Annotated in this window: 21 protein-coding genes; 15 read left to right on the top strand and 6 right to left on the bottom strand. The window is 74.0% G+C overall.

Annotated features, from left to right (window positions below; genetic code table 11):
• Nucleotides 1-54 precede the first annotated feature (54 nt).
• Nucleotides 55-1,125, bottom strand: coding sequence for a thiolase C-terminal domain-containing protein (locus ACIBG4_RS22995; RefSeq protein ID WP_397203522.1), 1,071 nt, complete (start codon nt 1,123-1,125; stop codon nt 55-57).
• 258 nt (nt 1,126-1,383) lie between these two features.
• On the opposite strand from ACIBG4_RS22995, the gene ACIBG4_RS22990 reads away from it, so the two are divergent.
• Together ACIBG4_RS22990 and ACIBG4_RS22985 are read left to right on the top strand one after the other, a co-directional pair.
• The gene (locus ACIBG4_RS22990; RefSeq protein WP_397203521.1) at nt 1,384-2,061 is read left to right on the top strand and encodes a MerR family transcriptional regulator; all 678 of its coding nucleotides are present in this window, start codon (nt 1,384-1,386) and stop codon (nt 2,059-2,061) included.
• Between the two features lie 10 nt (nt 2,062-2,071).
• Nucleotides 2,072-2,938 (top strand): alpha/beta hydrolase, encoded by an 867-nt coding sequence (locus tag ACIBG4_RS22985; RefSeq protein WP_310716489.1) that lies wholly within the window; start codon nt 2,072-2,074, stop codon nt 2,936-2,938.
• Here ACIBG4_RS22985 and ACIBG4_RS22980 read toward each other — a convergent pair.
• Entirely contained in the window at nt 2,928-3,602 is a 675-nt protein-coding gene (locus tag ACIBG4_RS22980) for a ThuA domain-containing protein (RefSeq protein WP_310716488.1), read from the bottom strand. The two genes, ACIBG4_RS22985 and ACIBG4_RS22980, sit on opposite strands and share 11 nt — an antisense overlap.
• A 147-nt stretch (nt 3,603-3,749) precedes the next feature.
• On the opposite strand from ACIBG4_RS22980, the gene ACIBG4_RS22975 reads away from it, so the two are divergent.
• From ACIBG4_RS22975 to ACIBG4_RS22950, 6 genes are all read left to right on the top strand, one after another.
• Nucleotides 3,750-4,511, top strand: coding sequence for an SDR family oxidoreductase (locus tag ACIBG4_RS22975; RefSeq protein ID WP_355448370.1), 762 nt, complete (start codon nt 3,750-3,752; stop codon nt 4,509-4,511).
• A gap of 95 nt (nt 4,512-4,606) precedes the next feature.
• The gene (locus tag ACIBG4_RS22970; RefSeq protein WP_397203519.1) at nt 4,607-6,256 is read left to right on the top strand and encodes an FAD-dependent oxidoreductase; all 1,650 of its coding nucleotides are present in this window, start codon (nt 4,607-4,609) and stop codon (nt 6,254-6,256) included.
• The gene (locus tag ACIBG4_RS22965; protein WP_310716485.1) at nt 6,253-7,692 is read left to right on the top strand and encodes an ATP-binding protein; all 1,440 of its coding nucleotides are present in this window, start codon (nt 6,253-6,255) and stop codon (nt 7,690-7,692) included. The genes ACIBG4_RS22970 and ACIBG4_RS22965 overlap by 4 nt, the downstream gene beginning before the upstream one ends.
• A 75-nt stretch (nt 7,693-7,767) precedes the next feature.
• Complete coding sequence (locus ACIBG4_RS22960) at nt 7,768-8,862, top strand: M20 family metallopeptidase (protein ID WP_397203716.1); 1,095 nt, start codon at nt 7,768-7,770, stop codon at nt 8,860-8,862.
• 90 nt (nt 8,863-8,952) lie between these two features.
• Complete coding sequence (locus ACIBG4_RS22955) at nt 8,953-10,008, top strand: LLM class flavin-dependent oxidoreductase (protein ID WP_397203518.1); 1,056 nt, start codon at nt 8,953-8,955, stop codon at nt 10,006-10,008.
• A gap of 71 nt (nt 10,009-10,079) precedes the next feature.
• Nucleotides 10,080-11,582, top strand: a complete 1,503-nt coding sequence (locus tag ACIBG4_RS22950) for an AMP-binding protein (RefSeq protein WP_397203517.1) — start codon at nt 10,080-10,082, stop codon at nt 11,580-11,582.
• 89 nt (nt 11,583-11,671) lie between these two features.
• On the opposite strand, the gene ACIBG4_RS22945 is transcribed toward ACIBG4_RS22950, so the two are convergent.
• The gene (locus ACIBG4_RS22945) at nt 11,672-12,583 is read right to left on the bottom strand and encodes a cyclase family protein (RefSeq protein ID WP_397203516.1); all 912 of its coding nucleotides are present in this window, start codon (nt 12,581-12,583) and stop codon (nt 11,672-11,674) included.
• A 79-nt stretch (nt 12,584-12,662) separates the two neighbouring features.
• On the opposite strand from ACIBG4_RS22945, the gene ACIBG4_RS22940 reads away from it, so the two are divergent.
• Nucleotides 12,663-13,877 carry a serine hydrolase domain-containing protein gene (locus tag ACIBG4_RS22940; protein ID WP_397203515.1) on the top strand — a complete coding sequence of 405 codons (1,215 nt, stop codon included), beginning with the start codon at nt 12,663-12,665 and terminating at the stop codon, nt 13,875-13,877.
• Nucleotides 13,878-13,930: 53 nt separating this feature from the next.
• On the opposite strand, the gene ACIBG4_RS22935 is transcribed toward ACIBG4_RS22940, so the two are convergent.
• Together ACIBG4_RS22935 and ACIBG4_RS22930 are read right to left on the bottom strand one after the other, a co-directional pair.
• The gene (locus ACIBG4_RS22935) at nt 13,931-14,680 is read right to left on the bottom strand and encodes an SDR family NAD(P)-dependent oxidoreductase (RefSeq protein WP_397203715.1); all 750 of its coding nucleotides are present in this window, start codon (nt 14,678-14,680) and stop codon (nt 13,931-13,933) included.
• A gap of 119 nt (nt 14,681-14,799) precedes the next feature.
• Nucleotides 14,800-15,423 carry a cysteine hydrolase family protein gene (locus tag ACIBG4_RS22930; protein WP_397203514.1) on the bottom strand — a complete coding sequence of 208 codons (624 nt, stop codon included), beginning with the start codon at nt 15,421-15,423 and terminating at the stop codon, nt 14,800-14,802.
• 168 nt (nt 15,424-15,591) lie between these two features.
• On the opposite strand from ACIBG4_RS22930, the gene ACIBG4_RS22925 reads away from it, so the two are divergent.
• The 6 genes from ACIBG4_RS22925 to ACIBG4_RS22900 all read left to right on the top strand — a co-directional run bounded on the left by ACIBG4_RS22925 (nt 15,592) and on the right by ACIBG4_RS22900 (nt 22,720).
• Nucleotides 15,592-17,412 carry a protein kinase gene (locus ACIBG4_RS22925; protein ID WP_397203513.1) on the top strand — a complete coding sequence of 607 codons (1,821 nt, stop codon included), beginning with the start codon at nt 15,592-15,594 and terminating at the stop codon, nt 17,410-17,412.
• Between the two features lie 96 nt (nt 17,413-17,508).
• The gene (locus ACIBG4_RS22920) at nt 17,509-17,871 is read left to right on the top strand and encodes a Zn-ribbon domain-containing OB-fold protein (protein ID WP_310716473.1); all 363 of its coding nucleotides are present in this window, start codon (nt 17,509-17,511) and stop codon (nt 17,869-17,871) included.
• Complete coding sequence (locus ACIBG4_RS22915) at nt 17,868-18,203, top strand: VOC family protein (RefSeq protein WP_355448341.1); 336 nt, start codon at nt 17,868-17,870, stop codon at nt 18,201-18,203. The genes ACIBG4_RS22920 and ACIBG4_RS22915 overlap by 4 nt, the downstream gene beginning before the upstream one ends.
• Before the next feature lie 90 nt (nt 18,204-18,293).
• Nucleotides 18,294-19,883 (top strand): class I adenylate-forming enzyme family protein, encoded by a 1,590-nt coding sequence (locus tag ACIBG4_RS22910; protein WP_397203512.1) that lies wholly within the window; start codon nt 18,294-18,296, stop codon nt 19,881-19,883.
• Between the two features lie 4 nt (nt 19,884-19,887).
• Nucleotides 19,888-21,984 carry an acetate--CoA ligase family protein gene (locus tag ACIBG4_RS22905; RefSeq protein WP_397203511.1) on the top strand — a complete coding sequence of 699 codons (2,097 nt, stop codon included), beginning with the start codon at nt 19,888-19,890 and terminating at the stop codon, nt 21,982-21,984.
• A complete protein-coding gene (locus ACIBG4_RS22900; RefSeq protein ID WP_397203510.1) occupies nt 21,971-22,720 on the top strand; it encodes a glucose 1-dehydrogenase in 750 nt (249 codons plus the stop codon). Before ACIBG4_RS22905 ends, ACIBG4_RS22900 begins: the two co-directional genes overlap by 14 nt.
• A gap of 38 nt (nt 22,721-22,758) precedes the next feature.
• Here the strand turns inward: ACIBG4_RS22900 and ACIBG4_RS22895 are convergent, their stop codons facing one another.
• The gene (locus ACIBG4_RS22895) at nt 22,759-23,382 is read right to left on the bottom strand and encodes a PaaI family thioesterase (RefSeq protein WP_397203509.1); all 624 of its coding nucleotides are present in this window, start codon (nt 23,380-23,382) and stop codon (nt 22,759-22,761) included.
• Between the last annotated feature and the right edge of the window lie 134 nt (nt 23,383-23,516).

Raw genomic sequence — 23,516 nt, 5'->3', positions numbered from 1 at the left:
GGATGATGGAACATCCCCTTCATGTCGGGAGATCCCCGAGCATTTCAGGATTTTTCATGAAGTCAGGATCGCGGCGCTGCCGTAGCCGCCGCCGAAGCCCGTCACCAGCGCCGCCTGGCGGCCGGCGCGCAGCTCCCGCACGGCCTGCGCCACGTTGTTGAGGCCGTGCACGTACCCCTCCGACAGCAGCCCGCCGTGCGGGTTCACCCACGCGTGCCGGCGCTCCAGCAGGTACGCGCCGAGGTCGGCCCGCTCGACCAGGCCGAAGTCCTCCAGTTGCCGGGGCACCAGCCACGAGTAGGCGTCGTAGGGCAGCGCCGCGTCCACGTCCGAGGGCCGCATGCCCGACGCCTCCCACAGCATGGGCGCCACGTACGCCGAGAAGATCGCCGTGACGTCGGGCGCGCGGTCCATCGCCGAGCAGCCCGGTCCTCCCCCGCGCACCACGGCCCGCACGCGCGGCCCGCCGAGCACCCCGCTGACCAGCAGCGCGCACGCGCCGTCGGTCTCCTGGCAGCAGTCGGCGGCGCGCAGCGGCGTGCAGACGTACGGCTTGGCCAGGTAGCCGCCGAGGTCCAGCGGCTCCCGGCGCAGCGCCCGGGGGTTGGCCGCGGCGTTGTCGCGCGACTGGGCGACGACCGCGTGCAGGTGCTCCTCGGTGAGACCGGTGTCGTGCAGGTAGCGGGTGGCGGCCAGGGCGAACAGCGGGATCGGCCCGGCCATGCCGTACGTGAAGCGCTCCTGCGGACCGGTGGAGACGGTGTTCATGCGCCTGCCGGAGCGGCCGTTGAGCGCCCGGTAGACGAGGACGTTGCGGGCCAGCCCGGCGTGGACGAGCATCGCGGCGTCCCCGAGGATCGAGGCGGCCTGCGTGCCGCCGCCGGCGATGTCGTTGTGCCAGCCCAGGCGCTCGATCCGGAGCGCGCGGGCGACCTGGACGACCGGCGCCGAGTCGTTCATGTGGTAGCTGAGGACGGCGTCCACCTCGGCGGGCGCGACGCCGGCGTCGGCGCAGGCGGCGCGGCACGCCTCGACCGCCTGGTCCAGCACGGTGCGGCCGGACTCGCGCGTCAGCGCGGTCATCCCCACTCCCGCCACCGCCGCGCGTCCGGCGAACGGCTGCATGGACGTCCTCCCAGACACGGCGGATGCGGGTCGCGGGTGGTGCGGTCGCCCGCCGGGACGGGGCGCGATCCGGCCCGGCGGGCGACGTCTGCGGTGCTCGCCGACACGCTAACGCGCCACCGTTCTTTAGACAAGCGCTTGCTCGGCAATCTCGGCCTGCCATGCGGGCCGATGCCAGGCCCATGCCAGGCCGACGCGGACGACCTGGCGCACGCGGCACGGACCCTCGCCCGAACTGGATAGCGCTATTGTCCAAGGATGCGCATCTCGGAGCTGAGCGCCCGTTCCGGCGTGGCCATCGCGACGATCAAGTACTACCTGCGTGAGGGCCTGCTGCACCAGGGCGAGCAGCTCGCCGCCACCCGCGCCGAGTACGACGACTCCCACCTGCGCCGGCTGCGGCTGATCCGGGCCCTGCTGGAGATCGGCAGGCTGCCCGTGGCCGCCATCAAGCAGGTGGTCGAGGCCGTGGAGGACGAGACGCTGCCCGTGCACCAGGTGCTCGGCACCGCCCACTACGCGCTCGGCCCGGCCGTCGAGCCCGAGCCCGGCGAGTTGTGGGAGGCCGCCCTGGCCGAGAGCGACCGGCTCGTCGCCGAGCAGGGCTGGACGCTCACGCCGTACGCCCCCACCCGCGCCGAGCTGGCCCAGACGCTCGTCACGCTGCGCCGGCTCGGCATGTCCACCGACCTGAAGCGCTTCGCCGACGCGGCGGGGCGCATCGCCGGGGACGACATGGACACGATCCCGTTCGACGGCCCCCGGGAGAGCGCCGTGGAGGCGCTGGTGCTGGGCACGGTCCTGTACGGCAGGGCGCTCGACACGCTGCGCCGCATGGCCCACGAGTCGGAGTCCGCCCGCCGTTTCGGCACCGGCCCGGATCACGATGCCTCCGAGGAGGCCGGCGAGACGGATCGAGGCCCGGCGCAGGGGTAGGAGCGCCCCCATGTTCGATGACTTCACGACAGGCAGGATCGACGTGGGCGAGGCCGAGCTGTTCGTCCGGCACGGCGGCGCCGGCAGCCCGGTGCTGCTGCTCCACGGCCACCCCCGCACCCACGCCACCTGGCACCGGGTGGCGGCCGAGCTCGCCCCCCACCACACCGTGGTCTGCCCCGACCTGCGGGGTTACGGCCGCTCCTCCAAGCCCCCCACCACCGCCGACCACGAGCCGTACTCCAAGCGGGCGATGGCCCGCGACATGATCGCCCTCATGCGGGAGCTGGGCCACGAGCGGTTCGCCGTCGCGGGCCACGACCGGGGCGCGTACGTCGCCCACCGGCTGGCCGTGGACCATCCCGACGCCGTCAGCCGGCTCATCGTCCTGGACGCGGTGCCGATCGGCGAGGCGCTGGCCCGCTGCGACGCCGGGTTCGCCGCGAGCTGGTGGCACTGGTTCTTCCTCGGCCAGACCGACAAGCCCGCCGAACGGGTCATCAACGCCGACCCGGACGCCTGGTACCGGTACACGGCCGAGCACATGGGCCCCGAGGCGTACGAGGACCTGCGCAGGGCGCTGCACGACCCGGAGGTGGTGCACGCGATGTGCGAGGACTACCGGGCGGGCCTGGGCGTCGACCGTGACGCCGACGACGCGGCGCGGGCGGCCGGGCGGCGGGTGCGCTGCCCGATGCTGTTCCTGTGGGGCTCCAAGGACGACATGGAGGACCTGTACGGTGACCCGCTCGCGGTCTGGCGGTCGTGGGCCGACGACGTGCGCGGGCACCCCGTGGACAGCGGCCACCACATGGCGGAGGAGATCCCCGGCGAGCTGGCCCGCGAGATCGGGGACTTCCTGCGCCCTACTCGCTGACCGTGACCGGCCGTTTCAGCAGCCACAGCGCGGCCCGCCGCAGCAGCGTGCGGTGGATCTCGTTGTCGTAGGAGCGGGTGTCGTGGCCGAGCGCGTCGTAGACCACGCGGCCCCGCCGTACCGGCCGCGCCCACACGAGGGGCTGCCCGTCGGCGGAGGCCAGCGGCCGCACGTCGGGCAGCACCTCCAGGTCGCTGTAGACCTCGTCCACCACGTCGAAGTCGCGCAGCCCCTCCACGATCGGATGCTCACCGCTCACCCGCACCCCGGTCCAGCCGAGCGGCGGGTGGTGCGACTTGGGCCAGGTCCAGCAGCCGCCCAGCACGCGCGGCCAACCCTGCCAGTCGTCGAAGCAGATGGACGCGGCGTGCATGCCGAGCAGACCGCCGCCGCGCTCCAGGTGGTCCAGCAGCGTCGTGCGGGCCTGCGCGGGCAGCTCGAAGCGCCACTGGTCGCGCAGGTCGGCGAAGCGGTCCTGGTCCATCCGCCAGCGCAGCGCGTTGACGGTGATGAGCTGCGTCTCGGAGGGCTCACTGAGCGCGCCGGCGATGTCCTCGGTGATCTCCGACTCGATCCCGACCTCCGCGAGCGTCTCGGCGATGGCGGCCGAGGTGGCGTCGAAGTCGTGGAACGGGCCTCCTGACAGGATCAGATTTCTCGCCATCACCCAAGCCCATCACTTCTGCCCCACCTTTTCCACCCGTCCTGCTCGCCCGAAACCGTCACATCGGGGCTCGCCGGCCCGTCCGGGCACGTGCGACCGGCATGACCTGCCGCGGTCCCGGCCGCCCGAGCTCCTATAGTCGGCCTCATGGATCTCGGTATCGAGGGCAAGGTCGCACTCGTCACGGGCGGCAGCGCGGGCATCGGCCTGGCCGCCGCCAGGAGCCTGGCGCGGGAGGGATGCGACGTCTGCGTGGCGGCCCGCGACCCCGAGCGGCTGGCCGACGCCGTGGTGGCGCTCCAGGAGTTCGGCGGCGTGGTGCACGCCGTGCTCGCCGACGTGGAGGACCCGGCCGCCGCCGCCCGCGTGGCGGCCGAGACGCGTGACGTGCTGGGGCCGGTGGACATCCTGGTGGCCAACGCGGGCGGGCCGCCCGCCGGCCGGTTCACCGAGAAGGGCCTGGACGAGTGGGAGGTGGCGATCCAGCGGAACCTGCTGGGCACGGTCCGCCTGATCCACGCGGTGCTGCCCGACATGCGCTCGCGCGGCTGGGGGCGGATCGTCACGGTCACCAGCCGGTCGGCGCGCGAGGCGCTCGACGGCCTGGCCCTGTCCAACGCCACCCGCTCGGCCGTCGCCGGCATCGTCCGCACGCTGGCCCGCGAGGTCGGCGGCGACGGCGTGCTGGTCACCAACGTGATGCCGGGCCCGATCGCCACCGACCGGCTGCGCGAGCTGGCGGGCGGCGACGAGGCCCTGGCGGGGCGGGCCGCGCAGGTGCCGGTGGGCCGCATCGGCCGGCCGGAGGAGGTGGGCGACGTGGTGGCGTTCCTCGCCAGCGAGCGGGCCTCGTTCGTCAACGGCGTCTCGCTGCTGGTGGACGGCGGCGAGAGCCGGGTCATCGCCTGACTGCGGCCCTCGGAGGTCCACCGGCGCCGACTTGCCGGTGGGCCGGTTTCGCATGACATGCTTCTTTTGAGAACTTTCGTGGGGAAGGCAGGGCCATGGACAAGCCGGTCATCGTGACGGTGGACGACGATCCGGGCGTGTCGCGGGCGGTCGCCCGTGACCTGCGCCGCCGCTACGGCCAGAGCTACCGGATCGTCCGCGCCGAGGCGGCGGACCAGGGCATCGAGGCCGTCAAGGAGATGCGCCTGCGCGGCGACGAGGTGGCGGCGATCCTCGCCGACTACCGCATGCCGCAGATGAACGGGGTGCAGTTCCTCGAAGCGGCCATGGACATGTACCCGTACGCGCGCCGGGTGCTGCTGACCGCCTACGCCGACACCGACGCGGCCATCCAGGCGATCAACGTGGTGGACCTCGACCACTACCTGCTCAAGCCGTGGGACCCGCCGGAGGAGAAGTTCTACCCGGTGATCGACGGCCAGCTCGACGCCTGGCACCGCACCGACCGGGTGGAGGTGGCGGAGCTGCGGGTGGTGGGCGACCGCTGGTCCGCCCCGTCCTACCGGGTGCGCGACTTCCTGGCCCGCAACCACGTCCCGTACCAGTGGCTGCTGGCCGAGGACCCGGAGGGCGCGCAGCTCGTCGCGGCGGTCGGCGAGCAGTGCCACCTGCCGCTGGTGGTCACGGCCGACGGCGTGTCGCTCCAGGCGCCCGATCAGTCCACGCTGGCCACGGCCGTGGGGCTGTCGACCACCCCGGCCACCGACTTCTACGACCTCATCGTGGTCGGCGGCGGGCCGGCCGGGCTGGGCGCGGCGGTCTACGGCGCCTCCGAGGGGCTCAACACGGTGCTGGTCGAGGCACAGGCCTCCGGCGGGCAGGCGGGCCAGAGCTCCCGGATCGAGAACTACCTCGGCTTCCCCGACGGCGTCTCCGGCCAGCAGCTCGCCGACCGGGCCCGCCGGCAGGCGCTGAAGTTCGGCGCGGAGCTGCTGACCGCGCGCAAGGTCACCCACCTGGAGCCGCGCGGCCAGGCCCGCGTGGTGGGCTTCAAGGACGGCGGCGAGATCGCGGCGCACGCGGTGATCCTGGCCACCGGCGTGACCTACCGCCGTCTGGAGGCCCCGGGCCTGGACGAGTTCGTCGGCAGGGGCGTCTTCTACGGCGCCGCGCTCACCGAGGCGCCCTCGTGCAAGGACCTGGAGGTCTGTATCGTCGGCGCGGCCAACTCGGCCGGTCAGGCCGCCGTCTACCTCTCGGGATTCGCGAGCAAGGTCCATTTGTTGGTGAGAGGTGATGGATTGGAGAGGTCCATGTCCCACTACCTCATCGAGCAGATCGACGCCATCCCCAACATCGAGGTCCACACCCAGACCCATGTCGTCTCCGGCCGGGGCGACGGGCACCTGGAGCAGCTCACGCTCAGCACGAAGGGCGAGGAGCACACCGTCGACACGCAGTGGCTGTTCGTGTTCATCGGCGCCGAGCCGTACACCTCCTGGCTGGGCGACACCATCGAGCGCGACGCCAAGGGCTTCGTGCTGACGGGCCCCGACCTGGTGCAGGGCGGCCGGCGCCCGCGCAACTGGACGCTGCGGCGCGAGCCGTACTTCCTGGAGACCAACGTGCCCGGCGTGCTGGCCGCCGGCGACGTGCGCGCCGAGTCGATCAAGCGGGTCGCCTCGGCCGTCGGGGAGGGCGCGATGGCCGTCGCGCTCGTGCACCGCTACCTGGAGAAGCAGTGACCACCACCACCACGATCGACATAGACGAGCTGCGCAAGCTGTTCCTGTTCGAGCGGCTCAGCGACGAGCAGCTCACCAAGCTGGCCATGAGCGGCCAGGTCCTCTCGTACGCGACCGACGATCTGATCATCCGGCAGGGCGAGCCCGCCGAGTGCTTCGCGGTGCTCATCGAGGGCGAGATCCAGATGCTCCAGGAGACCGTGAGCGCCGGCACGGTCGCGATGCCGCGCACCTCCCAGCCCGGCGTGTACGGCGGGGCGACGTCGGCCTACCTGGGTGACCGGGCGCCGCAGTACTACCAGAACTCGCTGCGGGCCACGGCGCCGACGCGGATGTTCCTGCTGCCGGCCAAGAAGTTCGCGCACATCGTGACCGAGTGGTTCCCGATGGCGATGCACCTGCTCGACGGCATGGTGTCGGGCGGCCGGATGCAGCGGGAGGTCATCGACCGGCGGCAGCGGCTGACGGCCCTCGGCACGATCACCGCCGGGCTCACGCACGAGCTGAACAACCCGGCCGCCGCGGCCGTCCGCGCGGTCGGCGAGCTGCGCTCGCTGATCAGGTCGTCCCGGGTGGAGCTGGCGCAGCTCGCCGAGAACGGCATACCGCCGGAGCGGCTGCGCGCGCTCATCGAAATGCAGGAGAGCTGCACCGAGGCCCTGGGCAAGCTGCCGCCGCGCAGCCCCCTGGAGATCTCCGACGCCGAGGACACGCTCGGCGAGGCGCTGGAGGAGCTGGGTCTGGAGGGCGCCTGGGACCTGGCCCCAGCGCTGGTCCAGGCCGGGTTCGGCCCGCAGCACCTGGACAAGATCCGCAGGAAGGTGGGCGACGAGCACGCGCCGGCCGCGCTGCGCTGGCTGTCGGAGGCGGTGGAGATCTCGCAGATGCTGGGCGAGGTGACCGAGGCCACCGAGCGCATCGCCTCGCTGATCCGCTCGGCCAAGCAGTACTCCCAGATGGACCGGGCGCCGTTCCAGATCTGCGACGTGCACGACCTGCTGGACAGCACGGTCGCGATCTTCCGCGGGAAGATCGCGCCGGGCATCAGCGTGGTCACCGACTACGACCGGACGCTGCCGCCGATCCCGGCCTACGGCGGCGAGCTGAACCAGGTGTGGACCAACCTCATCCACAACGCCCTCGACGCCATGGGCGAGGAGGGCACGCTGACGATCCGCACCGCGCACGACGAGGACGAGGCGATCGTGGAGATCGGCGACACCGGCCCCGGCGTCCCGGACGCGATCAAGGACCGGATCTTCGAGCCGTTCTTCACCACGAAGAACGTCGGCCAGGGCACCGGGCTCGGGCTGGACATCTCGTACCGGATCGTCGCCGGGCGCCACGGCGGCGAGATCAAGGTGCGGTCGGTGCCCGGCGAGACGTGGTTCGAGGTGCGCCTGCCGCTGCGGGAGCCGGCCACCGCCGCGTCCTGACCTCCGGAGGGCGGCTCAGCCGCAGAGAGGACTCCAGTGTCGATCTCCGAGTGGACCCGGCAGGCTCTGCCCGCCATGCTCGACGACCTGCGCATGGTCGTCGAGCTGGAGACCCACAGCTACGACAAGGCCATGCTGACCGCCGGCCTCGGAGGCGTGCGGGCACTGGCGGCCGAGCGGCTCGGCACGCCGGACCGGGTCGCCCAGCACGACGGCGGGGAGCACGGCGACGTGCTGGAGCTGACCTACGAGGGCACCGCCCCGGGCACCGTGCTCATGCTCAGCCACTACGACACCGTGTGGCCGACGGGCACGCTCGCCGGGTGGCCGTTCACCGTGGCGGACGGCAGGGCGACGGGGCCGGGCGTGTTCGACATGAAGACGGGGCTGGTGCAGTCGGTCTGGGCGCTGCGCGGGCTGCGCGAGCTGGGCCTGCCGCATCCGTCGGTGCGGCTGCTGTTCAACGGCGACGAGGAGATCGGCAGCCCGTTCTCCCGCTCCTCCATCGAGGCGGCCGGCGAGGACGCCCTGGCGACGCTGGTGTTCGAGGCGTCGGGAGGCGGCGCGCTGAAGACGGCGCGCAAGGGCGTCGGGCTGTTCGACGTGAGCATCACCGGGATCGAGGCGCACGCGGGCCTCGACCCCGAAGCGGGCGCGAGCGCCGTCCACGCGCTGGCCGAGGTCATCGCACAGGTCACGGCGGCGGCCGCGCCCGAGCGCGGCACCACGGTCAACGTCGGCCTGGTCAGCGGCGGCACCGGCCGCAACGTCGCGGCCGGTCGTGCCACGGCGGGCGTCGACGTGCGGGTCAGCGAGCCGGCGGAGATGCGCCGCGTCGAGGAGGCGTTCGCCGCGGTGCGGGCGGCCGACCCGCGGATCACGGTCTCGGTCTCCGGCGCCTGGAACCGGCCGCCGATGACCCAGAACCCGGCCTCGCAGCGGCTGTTCAAGGAGGCGCAGTCGGTGGCGGCGGGCCTCGGGTTCGCGCTGGAGGAGATCTCGGTGGGCGGCGCCAGCGACGGCAACTTCGTCTCGGCACTGGGCCGGCCGGTGCTGGACGGCATGGGCGCGGTCGGCGGTGGCGCGCACGCGCGCGCCGAGCACGTGCTCGTCGGGCACATCCCGGAGCGGACGGCGCTGGCGATGGGCCTGATCACCGCCCTCGGCTGAGGAAACCTGCACACGGCGGGGTCTCAAGCGGGAACGGACCTGGTACGCTCCCAAGCGAGCGCTTGGTTTATCCCTCCGAGAGGCCGCCGCATGAAGTTCTCAACCTTCCACCTCTTCCACCGGTTCGACGGGCAGAGCTTCAAGGACGTCTACGACTACCATCTGGAGCTCATCGAGCTGGCCGAGGAGCTGGGATTCGACGGGGTGAGGCTGGCCGAGCACCACTTCCGCGACTACGGCGTGGCGCCCAACCTCTTCACCGTGCTCGCCCACGCCGCCGCCCGCACCTCCCGCCTGCGCCTGGGCACCGGGATCGTGGTGCTGCCGCTGCACAACCCCGTCCACGTGGCCGAGGAGGCCGCCCAGGTGGACGTGCTCTCCGGCGGGCGCCTGGACCTGGGCATCGGCCGTGGGTACCAGAGCTTCGAGTTCGAGGGCTTCGGGGTGGACCTGGCCGAGGCGCGCGACCGGTTCAACGAGGCGCTGGAGGTCATCCTGGGCCTCTGGACGCGGGAGTCGTTCCGGCACGAGGGCAAGTTCTACCGGACCGGCTCGGAGGTGTCGCTCACGCCGCGTCCCCTCCAGGACCCGCACCCGCCGCTGCACGTGGCCGCCGTGTCGCCGGAGACCGTCACCATGTACGCCGAGCGCGGGCTGCCCATCCTGGCCGACCCGGCCGCGCCGTTCCGCAAGGTCGTCAAGGCGGCGGAGACGTGGCGGGACACCGCCGCCCGCGCCGGGCGCGGGGCGGACGCCGAGCTGGTCGTGGCGCGCAGCGTGTACGTGGCCCCGACCGCCGAGCAGGCGCGCGAGGACCAGGCCAGGTTCGAGGCGGCCTTCGACCGCTCGCGCATCTTCAACGAGGGCAGCGCCCCCATCGACCCGAGGACGGGCAGGGCCGCGCAGGGCTTCGAGTACTACCAGGACCGCTACCTCAAGGGCGGCAGCGTGTCGGCCGACTTCCGGTGGGAGCAGCTGGAGGTGATCGGCGACCCGGCGCGGGTGGTGGAGCAGATCACGCTGCTGCGCGACGCCGGCTTCGCCAACCTGCTGTGCGACTTCGGCAGCACCCGGCCCATGCCGCTGGAGGAGATGAAGAAGGTCATGCGCTTCTTCGCCTCCGAGGTCATGCCCGCCTTCGCCTGACCGGTCCCGCACACCAGTCCGTACGGCCCGCGCGCCGGCCCGGCGGCGGGCGACCACCCCCAGGAGGCGCGATGATCCACAGCCTGACCCTCTCGGACGTCCTCGCCGAGCACGCCCGCAGCCGTCCCGGGACGACGGCGGTCGTGGACGGCGAGGTCCGGCTCACCTACCCCGCCCTGGACGAGCGGGTCACGCGCCTGGCGGACGCCCTGGCGGCGCGCGGCGTCACGCCCGGCGAGCGCGTCCTCTGGCTCGGGCAGAACTCCCACGCCGTGCTGGAGCTCCTGCTGGCCTGCTCCCGCATCGGGGCGGTCCTCTGCCCGGCGAACTGGCGGCAGTCGGCCGACGAGCTGCGCTTCGTGGTCGAGGACCTGACGCCGCGCGTGGTGGTCTGGGAGCCGTCGGAGGCGACGACGGCCGTCCAGGAGGCGACGGCCCCGTCCGGGGCCGTGTGGGTGCGGGCCGGCCAGGCGTACGAGGAGCTCGTGGCCGAGGGCCTGGTCCGCGACTTCCCGCAGGTGGCCGACACCGAGCCGGCGCTCGCCCTCTACACCGCCGCTTTCGACGGCCGCCCGAACGCCGCCCTGCTCAGCAGCGCCGCCCTGGTCGCCCACAGCGCCGCGCTGCTCGTGGTCCGCCAGATGGAGCCGGGGTTCACCTTCCTCAACAGCGGGCCGCTGTTCCACGTGGGCACGATGATGTTCTGCCTGGCCACGCTGCAGATCGGGGGGACGAACGTGTTCACGCCCGCGTTCGATCCCGAGGAGGTGTGCCGGCTGATCGACGCCGAGCGGGTCACGCAGGCGTTCCTGTTCGGCCAGATGATCGACGCCGTGCTGGCGGTCCGGCCGCAGGGCAAGTACGACCTGTCGTCGCTGCGGTTCGTCGCGCACTCGGCGGAGTGGGACGAGCTGATCACCGTGGACGACTCGCCGTGGTGCCGGTCCGGGATGGGCGGGTACGGGCAGACGGAGGTGGGCGGCATGCTCACGTTCCTGGGGCTGGCTCCCGGGGCGGCGGGGTTCGCGGGGCGGCCGTCGCCGCTCGTCCAGGTGCGGATCCTGGCGCCGGACGGCGGCGAGGTGCCGGTGGGGGAGGTGGGCGAGATCTGTGCGCGCGGCAAGTCCCTCTTTTCCGGATATTTCGCCCGCCCGGAATTAAATGCGGCGAAGTTCGCTCATGGGTGGCATCACACCGGTGACCTCGGCCGCCGCGAGCCCGACGGCTCGATCACCTTCATCGGCCCCCGGCTCCGCATGATCAAGTCCGGCGCCGAGAACGTCTACCCGGCCGAGGTCGAACGGGCCCTCAAGAAGCACCCGGCGGTGGCGGACGCGGCGGTCATCGGCGTCCCGGACGAGCGCTGGCACCAGGCGGTCCGGGCCGTGGTGGTCCTGGCCCCGGACGCCACGGTGACGGCAGAGGAGCTGGTGGCGCACGTCAAGGGCCTGCTGGCCTCGTACAAGAAGCCCCGCGACGTGGTGTTCGCCGACGCGATCCCCAAGCGCGGCTTCACCCCGGACTACGACGCCCTGGACCGGACCCACGGCGGCGGCAACTACCCCGGCACCTGACCCGCCCGCACCCGGCGCCCGCACCGCCCCCACCACCCTGAGCCGCCCGCGACCGGCAACCGCCGGACGGACGGGCGGGCGGGCGGGCGTCAGAGGACGGCGAGGGGGTTGAGGGGGCTGCCGGTGCCGCCCTCGATCCGGAGCGGGGCCGCGACGAAGACGAAGTCCGCGCGGCACCTGGCGCTCAGCTCCTCCAGCCACAGCATCTCCACCAGGTGGACGCCGTGCCGGTGCAGCAGGATGAGGTGGAGGTCGTCCGCCAGGCCCTCCCCCGCGAGCTGGCGTTCGTCCAGGCCGCCGATCGCCGCGTTGTCCGAGGCCACCACCGCGACGTCCCGCGCCGCCAGCCACCGCCCGGCGGCGGCCGACAGGCCCGGCTGGCCCGACCAGTACTCCTCCCGCGACCGCTCCCACACCGCGGGCCAGCCGGTACGGATCACCGCGACGTCCCCCGGCCGGAGCTCCGGCCCGGCCGCCTCCAGCTCCTCCGGCGTGATCCGGTGCCCGGCCGGCAGGTGGTCCAGGCCCAGGTGCCGGGCCACGTCGAACAGGACACCCCGCCCCACCACCCCGCCCACCTGCTCGATGCCGCAGCGCGTGGCCCCGTAGGAGCGCACCCGGGCGGCCGGGTGGCCGTTGTACAGCTCGTCGCCCGACCACATGTGGCACAGCGCGTCCATGTGGGTGGTCGTGCCGTGGTGGGAGACGATCAGCGCGTCGTCGGCCACCCGCAGCCCCGCGCCGACCGGCCGCGCCCCCGCCGCGTAGTCGCCGCCGTCCACGGACATGAAGTGCTGCGGCAACGGCCGCCCCCTCAGGTGCGGGACGGTGCCGGGGGCGGGCGAGGAGGTGGAGCCCCTGATCGGCAGGGCCAGGCTGAGCACCTCACCCGTCGTGGCCGAGCGGAGGGCGTCCAGGACGGCGCCGGGGGTGAGGAGGTTGAGGGTCCCACGCTGGTCCGCTGGGCCGAAACGACCCCAGTTGTTAGGCTCGGCAACCAAGTAAGCGCTTCCTTTCAGGAGGGGCGTGGACGCGTCCGGAGAGGCGTGCCCGTTCGGGATGACGTGACGAGGAGGTCCGATGCGCTGCGATCCCCGGTTCTCGCGCGTGCGTGAGGTGTTCGAGCGGCACTTCGCCGACGGCGAGGAGGAGGGTGCCGCGTTCGCCGTGTACCTGGACGGCGAGCCGGTGGTGGACCTGTGGGGCGGCGTCGCCGACCGTCACACCGGGCGCGCCTGGCAGGAGGACACCCCGGTGTACGCGTACTCCTGCACCAAGGCGGTCACCGCCACCGTCCTGCTCCAGCTCGCCGAGCGGGGGCTGGTGGACGTGGGCGCGCCGGTGGCGGAGGTGTGGCCGGAGTTCGCGGCGGAGGGCAAGGAGCGCGTCACCGTCGAGCATCTCCTCACGCACGCGGCGGGGCTGCCGGTGGTGGAGGACCCGGTGCCCGTGGAGGAGTTCGGCGACCATCCGGCCATCGCCGCCCGCCTGGCCGGGCAGCGGCCGCTGTGGGAGCCGGGGTCGGCGCACGGCTACCACGCGCTGTCGTACGGGTTCCTGGTGGGCGAGGTGGTGCGGCGGGTGACCGGCAAGTCGGTGGGCGAGCTGGTCGCGGCGGAGATCGCCGGCCCGCTCGGGCTGGACCTGTGGATGGGCGCCCCCGACCCGGTGCTGGCCCGGGCCGCCCGTCTGACGGCCGGCGGCGACGGCCGCCGCGCCCCCCTCAGCCCGGCGCCCGGCAGCCCGGCGACGGGAGACGCGCCCTCCGCGAGCGCCCTCAGCGATCTGGCCGGGGCGTCCGGCGACGGTGGGGCCTTCGGCCGGATGGCCAGGGCCGTGGGCGATCCGCAGAGCCTCATGAACCGGGCGCTCGGCAACCCGTCCATGCAGCGGCTCAAGGGCGGCGCCAACCATCCCGTCATCATGCGCGCCGGCTGGCCCGCCGCCGGGCTCGTCACCACGGCCCGTGCCCTGGCCGGCTTCTACCGCTCCCTGCTCGCCGGCGACCTCCTGCGCCCCGAGACGCTCCGGGACGCCCTCCGCCCCCGGGTCGGCGGTCCGGACCGGGTCCTGCACCTGGACAGCTCCTTCGGCCTCGGCTACATGCGCCCGGCGTCGACGTTCTTCGTCCCGTCGGCGACCGCGTTCGGCCACACCGGCCTCGGCGGTTTCGTCGGGTTCGGCGACCCCGAGCACGGCCTGGCCGCCGCCTACGTCATGAACCGGATGGCCGACGCCGTCTCCGGCAGCCTGCGCGCGTACCGGCTCACGGAGGCCGTCTACCGGTCCCTGTGACCACGCCGCCGTCCTCACTGTGCCGCCCCCTGTGCCGTCCCCCCTGTGCGTCCTCAGTGCATGGTCACGCCGCCGCTCACCGACAGGGTCTGCCCGGTGATGTAGGCGGCGCGGTCCGTGCACAGGTACGCGACGAGGCCCGCCACGTCGGCGGGCGTCCCGAGGCGGCGCAGCGGGACGGCCCTGGAGATCTTCTCGACCAGGCCCGGCTCGGCGGCCGCCACGCGGCGCAGCATCGGCGTGTCGGTGGGGCCCGGGCAGACCACGTTGGAGGTGACGTTCGCCCGTGCCGCCTCCCGGGCGAGGGTCTTGGCCAGCCCGAACAGCCCCGCCTTCGTCGCCGCGTACGCGCCCTCGCCGCCCGAGCCGGCCCGCGCCCCGTCGGAGGAGACGAACACCAGCCGCCCCCAGCCCCGCGCCAGCATCCCCGGCAGGAGCAGCTTGGTCATCAGCATCGGGCCGCGCAGGTTCACCCGCCACATGAGCTCCCAGGCCGCCGGGTCGCTCTCGGTGAACGGCTCCACGATGGACACGCCCGCGTTGTGGACGAGGATGTCCACGTCCAGGCCCAGGTCGCCGACCGCGACGCAGAACCGCTCCACCGACTCCGGCACGGCGAGGTCCACGCCCAGGGGGACGGCCCGGGCCAGCCCGGCGGCGACCCTGCCCGCGCCCTCCAGGTCCACGTCCGCCACCACGACGCGGGCGCCCAGGGCGGTCAGGTCGCCGGCGACGGCCGCGCCGATGGCCCCCGCTCCCCCGGTCACCACCGCCGTCCGCCCGTCGAGCCGCAGCCCCTCCATCAGCCCGCTTCCCGCCACCGTCCCGTCCGCCACCGTCCCGTCCGTCACCGCCCCCTGCGCCTCGGCCCCGTCCGTCACCGCCCCCTGCGCCTCGGCCCCGTCCGGCTTGCCCTCCTCCGTCATCGCCGCCCCTCCCCGGCCGTCCCGTCGTCGGCCTTCCAGCGCTCCACCAGCCGGTCCGCCGTCACTCGGGTCGCGAGAAGGCTGACCGTGTGCTTCAGCACGGCCCTCGCGTACTCCTCCGGTATCCCGGCGACCGCGTCCGTGACCACCGTGACCCGGTAGCCGAGGTTCACCGCCTCCAGGGCCAGGCCCGGGATGCCCAGGTTCAGCGACACGCCGACGGCGACCACCGACGAGACGCCCAGCGACCGCAGCGTCATGTCCAGGGACGTGCCGGTGAACGGCGAGAAGCCGTGGTACCGGCGGCTCTCCAGGTCGCCGGGCTCGCGCAGCTCCGGCAGCACCTCGACGGCCGGTGTGCCCTCCAGCATGTGGGCGGGGTCGTCGAGCAGGGAGACGATGAACGGGCAGTTGCCGGTGTGGGAGCCCGCCCGGTCGGCCCGGAAGGCGGCGGTGCAGTGGACGACGGGGAGCCCGGCCGCCCGGGCCGCGTCCAGGACCGCCGCCGCGTTGGGGACGACGTCACGGAGCCGGCACGCCGTCACCAGATCCGGAAATTTCGTGAGATCGCCGATGACGCCCCTCTGCATCTCCATCACCAGCACAGCCTCGCGGTCCACCCTGGCCTCCATTTAGCCGAGCGCTTGCTTGGGAGCAGCGTACACGAGCCCCACCCGCCACCCCGAGTGACGCCAGCACAACCATGGGCGAAATATCGCCAGTCGTGACAACCCGCGCCCCGGGTGAGACCGTCGAACCGGAGACGGCTCGCGTGATGGGGGTTGGACTTGGTCCCTGGGTACCGGGAAGTGCGCCAGCTCGGCGGCGGTCACACCGGCCGCGTGTTCCTCGCCACCTACGAGACCACGGGCGCCTACGTGGCGATCAAGTACCTGAACGCCACCCTGCGCCGGGACGCCGAGTTCATGGAGCGCTTCCGGGTGGACGCCCCGGCCCTCGTCGAGATCGACGACCCGCACGTGGTCAAGCTGCACGAGTACGTCGAGACACCGGCCCGGGCGGCCGTGGTGATGGAGCTGGTCGACGGCGTCTCGCTGCGCGCCCTGCTGTCGGAGCACGGCCACGCGAGCCCGGAGGCGGCGCTCGCCGTGCTGAAGGCCACCCTGCTGGCGCTCGCCGCGGCCCACGAGCGCGGGGTGGCGCACCGGGACGTCAAGCCCGAGAACGTCCTCGTCCAGGCCGACGGCACGGCCAAGCTGGGCGACTTCGGCGTCGTGGTCCACGCCGAGGAGCCTGGGGTGCCCGCCGGGAGCCCGCCGTACATGGCGCCGGAGCTGTGGACGCGGGGCGCCGCCGGGCCGCCCGCCGACCTGTACGCGGCGGCGTGCCTGCTGTTCGAGACCGTGAAGGGACGGCCTCCGTTCCGGGCCGGCGGCGTGCCGGAGCTGCGCGACCTGCACCTGGCGGAGCCCGTGCCGCTGGAGGTGGTGCCCGACACGCTGCGTGACCTGCTGCGGCGCGGCCTGGCCAAGGACCCGGCGGAGCGGTACGCCTCGGCGCGGCGGTTCGCGGCGGAGCTGGAGGAGGACGCGGTCGCGGGCTACGGGCCCGACTGGGAGAAACGGGGCCGTCGTCAGCTGGCGGAGCTGGCCACGCTGCTCGCGCTGCGCTTCCCGCTGGCCCCGTCCGGCTCGGCGACGACCGGCCGCGCCTCCCGGCGGGACCGGCCGCTGCGCGACCGGCTGCTGAGGGTGCCGAAGCTGCCGCCCCACCTGTGGATCGCGGGGGCGGCCGTGACGGTCATGGCCATCGCGGTCGCGGCGTCGGGCGGCCGGTTGGCGCGCGACCCGGGCACGGTGCTGATGCCGCAGCCCGAGGCGCCCGAACGGTCCACGTCCGGCGACGTCACAGACCCGGCCCGCCGGAGGGCCGCCGGCACGGACCGCCCGTCCGCGCCCGCCTCCTCGCGCCCACCGTCCTCACGTCCCGCCCCGTCACGTCCGGTCGCGTCACGTCCGGTCACACCGGCTCCCGTGGGCCCCGCCACCACCGCCCCCGCCTCTCCTGGGCCCGTCACGTCCGCGAGGCCCACGCCGGGCGTGCCCTCGCCGATCTCCCCGGCCACCGCGCCGGTCGTCCGCTCCGCCGGCATCGTCGGATGGAGCGGCTCGGCGGGCTCGGTACGGGTGTCCGCCGAGGGGACCGGCCCGGTACGGCTGCGCATCGCGTACACGCGGCGCGACGGCGACGGACCGGCCCGTACGGTCGCCCGGGAGACGCGCACCCTGACCGGCGAGACCGTGTACACGAGCGGGGTGCTGCGCGACCTCGGCGACGTGCCCTGCGGCACGCGGGCGCACTTCGGCCTCATGGTGCTGACGGAGCCCGCGGCGGACAACGGGCCGCAGATCAGCGAGGTCGAGGTGGACGGCGGTCCCTGCCCGCCGCCCACGCCCACCCCCTCCCCCACGGCGAGCCCCGCGCCGACGCCCGGCCGGGCCGTCGCCCCGCCCGGCCCCCGGCCCGGCGACCCCGTCCCCCTCTCCGAGTCCCGAGGAGACCCCGCGGTCTCTCCTCCGGACCCGCGGGTGCCCCCTGGCGACGGGGTGCCGCCGTCCGATGCCCTCGGGACCGCCGGAAACCACTGATCCGGCGGTCGCCGATCCGGGCGCGCCGGCGGCCGGGCACCGGGGCTGCCGCCGCGCCCTTGTCGGGCAACCAAGCGTGCGCTAGCTTGGCAAGCGATGACCGGTGACACCTCCGCCTACTGGGCCGCCTGCAGGCGCGGCGAGCTGGTCGTCCAGCGCTGTACGGACTGCGGACGGCGTGTCCACCTCCCCGAGGCGGACTGCCCGTGGTGCGGCGGTGACGGGCTCGTCTTCGAGCCGGTCTCCGGCGACGGCGTGGTGCACACGTACACGGTCGTGCACCGGTCGTTCGCGCCCGGCTACCGGGGACGGGAGCCGTACGTGCTGGCCTGGGTGGACCTGCCGGAAGGGGCCCGCGTGTTCGGGCAGGTCGTCGGCTGCGCGCCGGATGAGGTCCGCATCGGGATGCCGGTGCGGGTGACGTTCCTGGACGACCTACCGCATTGGAGACCCCTGTGAGCGTGCTCGGGAAGCTCGGCAACGTGCTCATCCCCGTCGCCGACCTCGACCAGGCGATCGCCTTCTACGGGTTGCCGGTGAAGTTCCGCGACGGCGACCGGTTCGCGGCGCTGGACGGCGGCGGCGTGACCGTGGCGCTGGCCGGGCCCGCCGAGCAGGTCGCCGACACGGCCGCGCCCTCGTACCGGGTGGACGACGTGGCGCTGGCCGTACGGGAGCTGTCCGCCCGTGGCGGTGAGGTGGTGCGCGCGCCCGAGGAGGGGCCGCACGAGACGCGTGCCGTGCTGCGCGACCCGTCGGGCAACGTCTTCGTGCTCTACGCCCCTCTCTGACCGTCCCTCGCCGCGTCCGGGTACGCGGCGACCCCTCTGACCGATTGCCGGCACTCCTTTTCCAGCTCGACCGCTGATCCGGAGGCTCCCATGGCGCGATCCCCCTACGGCAACTACGGCCACGCGATCCTGACCGCCGGGGCCCTGCGAACCCCGGACCGGGAGGCGCTCACCTACTGCGGCGAGCGCCGTTTCACCTACGACCAGCTCAACCGGCTCGTCAACCGCCGCGCCCACGCGCTCCTCGCCGCCGGGATCACCCCCGGTCAGCGGGTCGGGGCGCTGCTGAACGAGACCCTGCACGTCGCCGAGACCTACCTGGCGCAGGCCAAGACGGGCGTGGTCACCGCCGCCCTGAACCCGTACTGGCCCGCCGACACGCTGCGCGCGGTCGTCGAGCAGTCGGGCTGCACGGCCTTCGTGTACGACTCGACGGTGGAGCGGGCCGTGGCCGAGATCAGGCCCGCGCTCCCGGGCGTGACCACCTGGATGAAGGTCGGCGGGCCCGGCGACGGCGGGGTGGACCCGGACACGGTGGACCCGGACACGGTGGATCTCGACGCGCTGGCCGCGGAGGCGTCCGAGGAGGAGCCGCCGATCGGGGGCGCATACGACGACCCGCTCGCCCTCTACTACACCTCGGGCACGACCGGCCTGCCGAAGGCGGTCGTCCACACGCACGCCTCGTCGCTGGCCACGGCCCAGATCTGGCTGGACGTGCCGCGCGGTCCCGATGCGGTGTTCGGCACGGGCGCGATCATCTGGGGCATCGGGTTCCCGGCCATCGCCGGCCCGGCGCTGTACGCGGGCATGCGGCTGGTGCTGGAGCAGGACTGGGGGCCGGCGAACTTCCTGCGGGTCGTGCCGCGCGAGCGGGTCACCCACGTGTCCCAGATACCGTCGTTCTACGCGGCGCTGCTCGGCTCGGCCGAGCACGAGGGCGTGGACCTGTCGTCCGTCGAGGTCATCATGCTGGGCGGCGAGCCCCTGACCGCCACCATGCTCGACCGCGTCAAGAGCCGCCTGCCCGGCGCCGCCGTCTACTCCTACTACGGCCAGACCGAGGCGCCGTACACCTGCATGGGCCGCGTCGACGACGGCTCCACCCCCCTCGGGTCGTCCGGACGGGCCCGCACCGGCAACGCGGTCCGCGTGACCGGGCCCACCGGCGAACGCGTGGTCGGCGGGATCGGCGAGATCAACCTCGCGGGCCCGCACGTGATGGCCGGTTACGACGGCCTGCCCGGCCGGACGGCGGAGGTGCTGCGCGACGGCTGGTACGTGGGCGGTGACCTCGGCGCCGTCTCCGACGACGGGGTGCTGCGGGTCCTCGGGCGGCGCGAGGACGCGATACTCAAGGGCGGACTCTGGAGCCAGCCGGTGGCCGTCGAGGAGGCGGCCGCGGCGCTGGACGGCGTCGCCGAGGCGGGCGCGGCGGGCGTCCCCGCGCACGTCGAGGGCCGGGAGGCCGTGGAGCAGGAGATCCTGCTGGCCGTGGTGCCCCGCGCCGGCCACACGCTGGACTCCGCCAAGCTGGCGGCGGCCCTGGCCGACACGTTGCCGGCGCACCAGCGGCCGGACCGCATCCTGGTGGTGGACGAGCTGCCGCACTTCCAGGACGCGTCGGGCGGGCCCGGCAAGCTGCTGCGGCGCGAGCTCCACCGCCTGCTGGAGCGCTGACGCGATGGCCGCCGTCGAGGACGTGCCCCAGCCGGTGCCCGAGCACGAGGCCAAGGCGCTGCTGCGGGAGGCCGGGGTGCCGGTGCCGCGCGGCGTCGTGATCACGGCCGCCCCTGATGTCGATGCGGTGGCGGGGCTGGCCGAACCCGTGGTGCTCAAGGCGTTCGGGCCGGGGCTCGTCCACAAGTCGGACGCCGGCGCGGTGCGGCTCGGCCTGCGGCTCCGCGAGGTGGAGGACGCGGCCCGGCGGATGCGCGAGGCGCTGTCGGCGCGCGGGATCACCCCGGCCGGGTTCCTCGTGGAGGAGCAGGCCGGGGCTGGGGTGGAGCTGATCGCCGGGCTGGTGCGCGATCCCGGGTTCGGGCCGGTGCTGCTGGCCGGGCTGGGCGGGATATGGGCCGAGGCGCTGCGGGACACCGCCCTGGGCCTGTGCCCGGTCTCCGAGGACGACGCCCGCCGCATGCTGGCGTCGCTGCGGGGCTCGGCGCTGCTGCACGGGCACCGGGGCCGGCCGGGGGTGGACGTCGGCGCGGTGGTCAAGCTGCTCATGACGCTGGGCGGCCCGGGAGGGCTGTGGGAGCGGCTGGAGCTGGGCGAGTTCGAGGCCAACCCGGTGATCGCGTCGCCGTCGGGCGTGGTGGCCGTGGACGCCCGCTACCTGCCCGCCGCCCGCTCGGCCGCCCCCTCGGCCGCCCCCTCGGCCGAACGCGCGCGGAACGCCGGGGGGACGGACTTCCGGCCGCTGTTCGAGCCGCGCGCCGTGGCCGTGGTCGGCGCCTCCACCACCCGCCCGAACTTCGGCAACATGTTCCTCGACTTCTACCGGGCCGCGGGGATGCCCGTGGTCGCCGTCCATCCCGAGGCCGCCGAGGTGGCCGGGGTGCCCGCCGTGCCGTCGCTGGCGGAGGCCCGCGTGGACTACGCGCTCGTCGCGGTGCCCGCCGACAGATGCGCCGACGTCGTACGGCAGGCGTCCGGCGTGCCGTACACGCAGGTCATGAGCGGCGGGTTCGGCGAGGCGGGACGGCCCGAGCTGGAGGCCGAGCTGGTGGCGGCGGCGCGCGCGGCCGGCACCCGGCTGCTCGGGCCCAACTGCATGGGCGTGTACTGCCCGCGCGGGCGGCAGACGTTCACCGGCGGCGGGCTCGGACCGCCCGGGAGCGTCGCGCTGATCTCGCAGAGCGGCGGCCTCGCCGGAGAGGTGATCAAGGTCGGGGAGCGGCGCGGGCTGGCGTTCAGCCGCGTCGCCACGGTCGGCAACGCGGCCGACGTCACGCCCGCCGAGCTGCTGCGCTGGCTGTCGCACGACCCCGAGACGCGGGCCGTGGGCCTGTATCTGGAGGATCCGCGCGAGGGACGGGCCCTGTACGAGGCGCTGGCCGCGACCACGCTGCCCGTCGCGCTGCTGGTCGGCGGGCGCAGCGCCCAGGGGCGGCGGGCCGCGGCCTCCCACACCGGCGGGCTCGTCGGCGACGGGCGGATCTGGCGGGCGCTGGCCGAGCAGACCGGCGCCACGCTGGTGGGCAGCCAGGACGACCTGATCGGCGTGCTGTCGTTCTTCCAGGCGCACGGCACGCGGTCCGTGTCCGGCGACGGGGTGCTGGTGATCGGGCCGAGCGGCGGGGCGAGCGTCCTCGCGGCCGACGCGTTCGACCGGGCCGGGACTCGGCTGGACCCGCTGCCCGGCGAGGCCCTCGCCGACCTGCGCGGGCTCGGCCTGGGAGCGGGCAGCTCCCTGGCCAACCCGCTGGAGGTGCCCGTCGGGCCGCGCGCCCGGCCGGACCTGGTGCCCTCGGCCGTCGCCGCGATCCTGCGCCGCCGGCCGTACCGGGACGTCGTCGCGCACGTCAACGTGCAGAGCTTCTTCACGTACGGCACCGCGGCCGAGCCGCTGCTGGAGTACGCCCGCGCGCTCGGCCGGGCGCAGGACGAGCTGTCCGGTACCAGGTTCACCCTGGTCACGCGGAACGGCGAGTGCGCGCCCGCGGGCGTGGAGGACGAGGTGAGGGGGATCGCCGCGCGGGCCGGCGTCCCGGTGTACCGGTCCATGGAGGCGGCCGCGGTGGCGGTCGCGGCGGGAGGTCGTGGTGGGACTGCTTGACGGCAAGGTGGCGCTGATCACCGGCGGGGCGCGCGGCATGGGCCAGGCGCACGTGCGGCTGTTCCGGGAGGAGGGCGCCGAGGTGGTCTTCGGCGACGTGCTGGAGGAGGAGGGCAAGGCGCTGGCGGAGGAGACGGGGTCGACGTTCGTGCATCACGACGTGACGAGCCCGGAGGAGTGGGGCCGGGCCGTGGAGACCGCCGTCTCGCTGCACGGCAGGCTCAACATCCTGGTCAACAACGCCGGGATACTGAAATTTCGGCGTATCGCGGACATGGAGCCGGACGAGTTCGACCGAGTGATCAGCGTGAACCTCAAGGGCACCTGGCTCGGCGTCAAGTCGGTCATCGAGCCGATGAAGGCCGCCGGGCGCGGCTCGATCGTGAACATCTCCTCGATCGAGGGCTTCGTCGGCGCCGAGGGGCTGTCGGCGTACGCGGCCTCGAAGTTCGCGGTGCGCGGCGTGACCAAGTCGGCGGCGCGGGAGCTGGCCCGCTTCAAGATCCGCGTCAACTCCGTCCACCCCGGGGCCATCAACACCTCCATGGCCATGAACCCCGACATGATGGGCGAGGTCGACGCCGACGCGTTCGTCAGGTCCATGGTGATCAAGCGGTTCGCCAAGCCGGTGGAGGTGTCCCACGTGGTGGCGTTCCTGGCCTCGGACCGGGCCAGCTACTGCACGGGCGGCGAGTTCACCGTGGACGGCGGCCTGACGACCGGCGCGGGGTACTGACGGCCGGCGCCGGGCACTGACCGGGCGCCTGGCCGGCTTCAGGGGAGCCGGCGGCCGATCCAGGCGCTCGGGGTGATGAACAGGCCGGTCGCCTCCACCAGGACGGTGCCGTCGGGCAGTGCGATGCGCCCGTCGGCCCACGACTTGCGCCCCTCGCTCCGGCTGTGCTCGGCCGTGGCCACCAGCGGCCGGCCGTACGGGACGGTCGCCCGGTAGCGGACGGTCAGCGTGCCGGTGAGGCCGCCCATCCCGGCGGCGGCGACCGCCTGACCGAGCAGATGGTCGAGGATCATCGCGCTGATGCCGCCGTGGACGGCCGAGGGCGGCCCCTCGTGCAGCGCCCGGAAGGCGATGTCGGCCCGTACGCCTCCCTCGGGGTCGCGCTCCACCACCAGGGGCAGCGCGTGCGGGTTGGCGGCGCCGGTGACGGCGTTGCCGAGGTGCCGTACGGTGCCGTCCGCGCCGATCTCCAGCGGCTGCGGGGTCTCCCGCGAGGCGGCGCGCAGGCGTGCGGTCAGGGCGGTCAGCTCGGCGGCGACGGCGGCGATCTCGTCCTCGCCCACCTCGGTGAGGGTCACGGCGTCCATGAAGTCCCTGGTCCCGCGGGCGAGGGCGCAGAGGGCTTCGAGCCGGGCGTCCTGGGCGGCGACGTCGATCGTCATGGACCGCATCTTAGAACACGTTCTATCAAATCGGGATCTTTGGCGCTAGAGCTAGATCTTTTACCTATAAACGACACGTTCTTTGGACAAACCTGGCAAGCTCTTGACCAGCACCTTCCCACCGCCGAGCGCGC

Source organism: Nonomuraea sp. NPDC050383, from assembly GCF_044459125.1.
In the GTDB taxonomy this organism is placed as follows: Bacteria; Actinomycetota; Actinomycetes; order Streptosporangiales; family Streptosporangiaceae; genus Nonomuraea.
The sequence above is the reverse complement of the archived record's forward strand: the minus strand, read 5'-3'. Positions and strand labels throughout refer to the sequence as shown.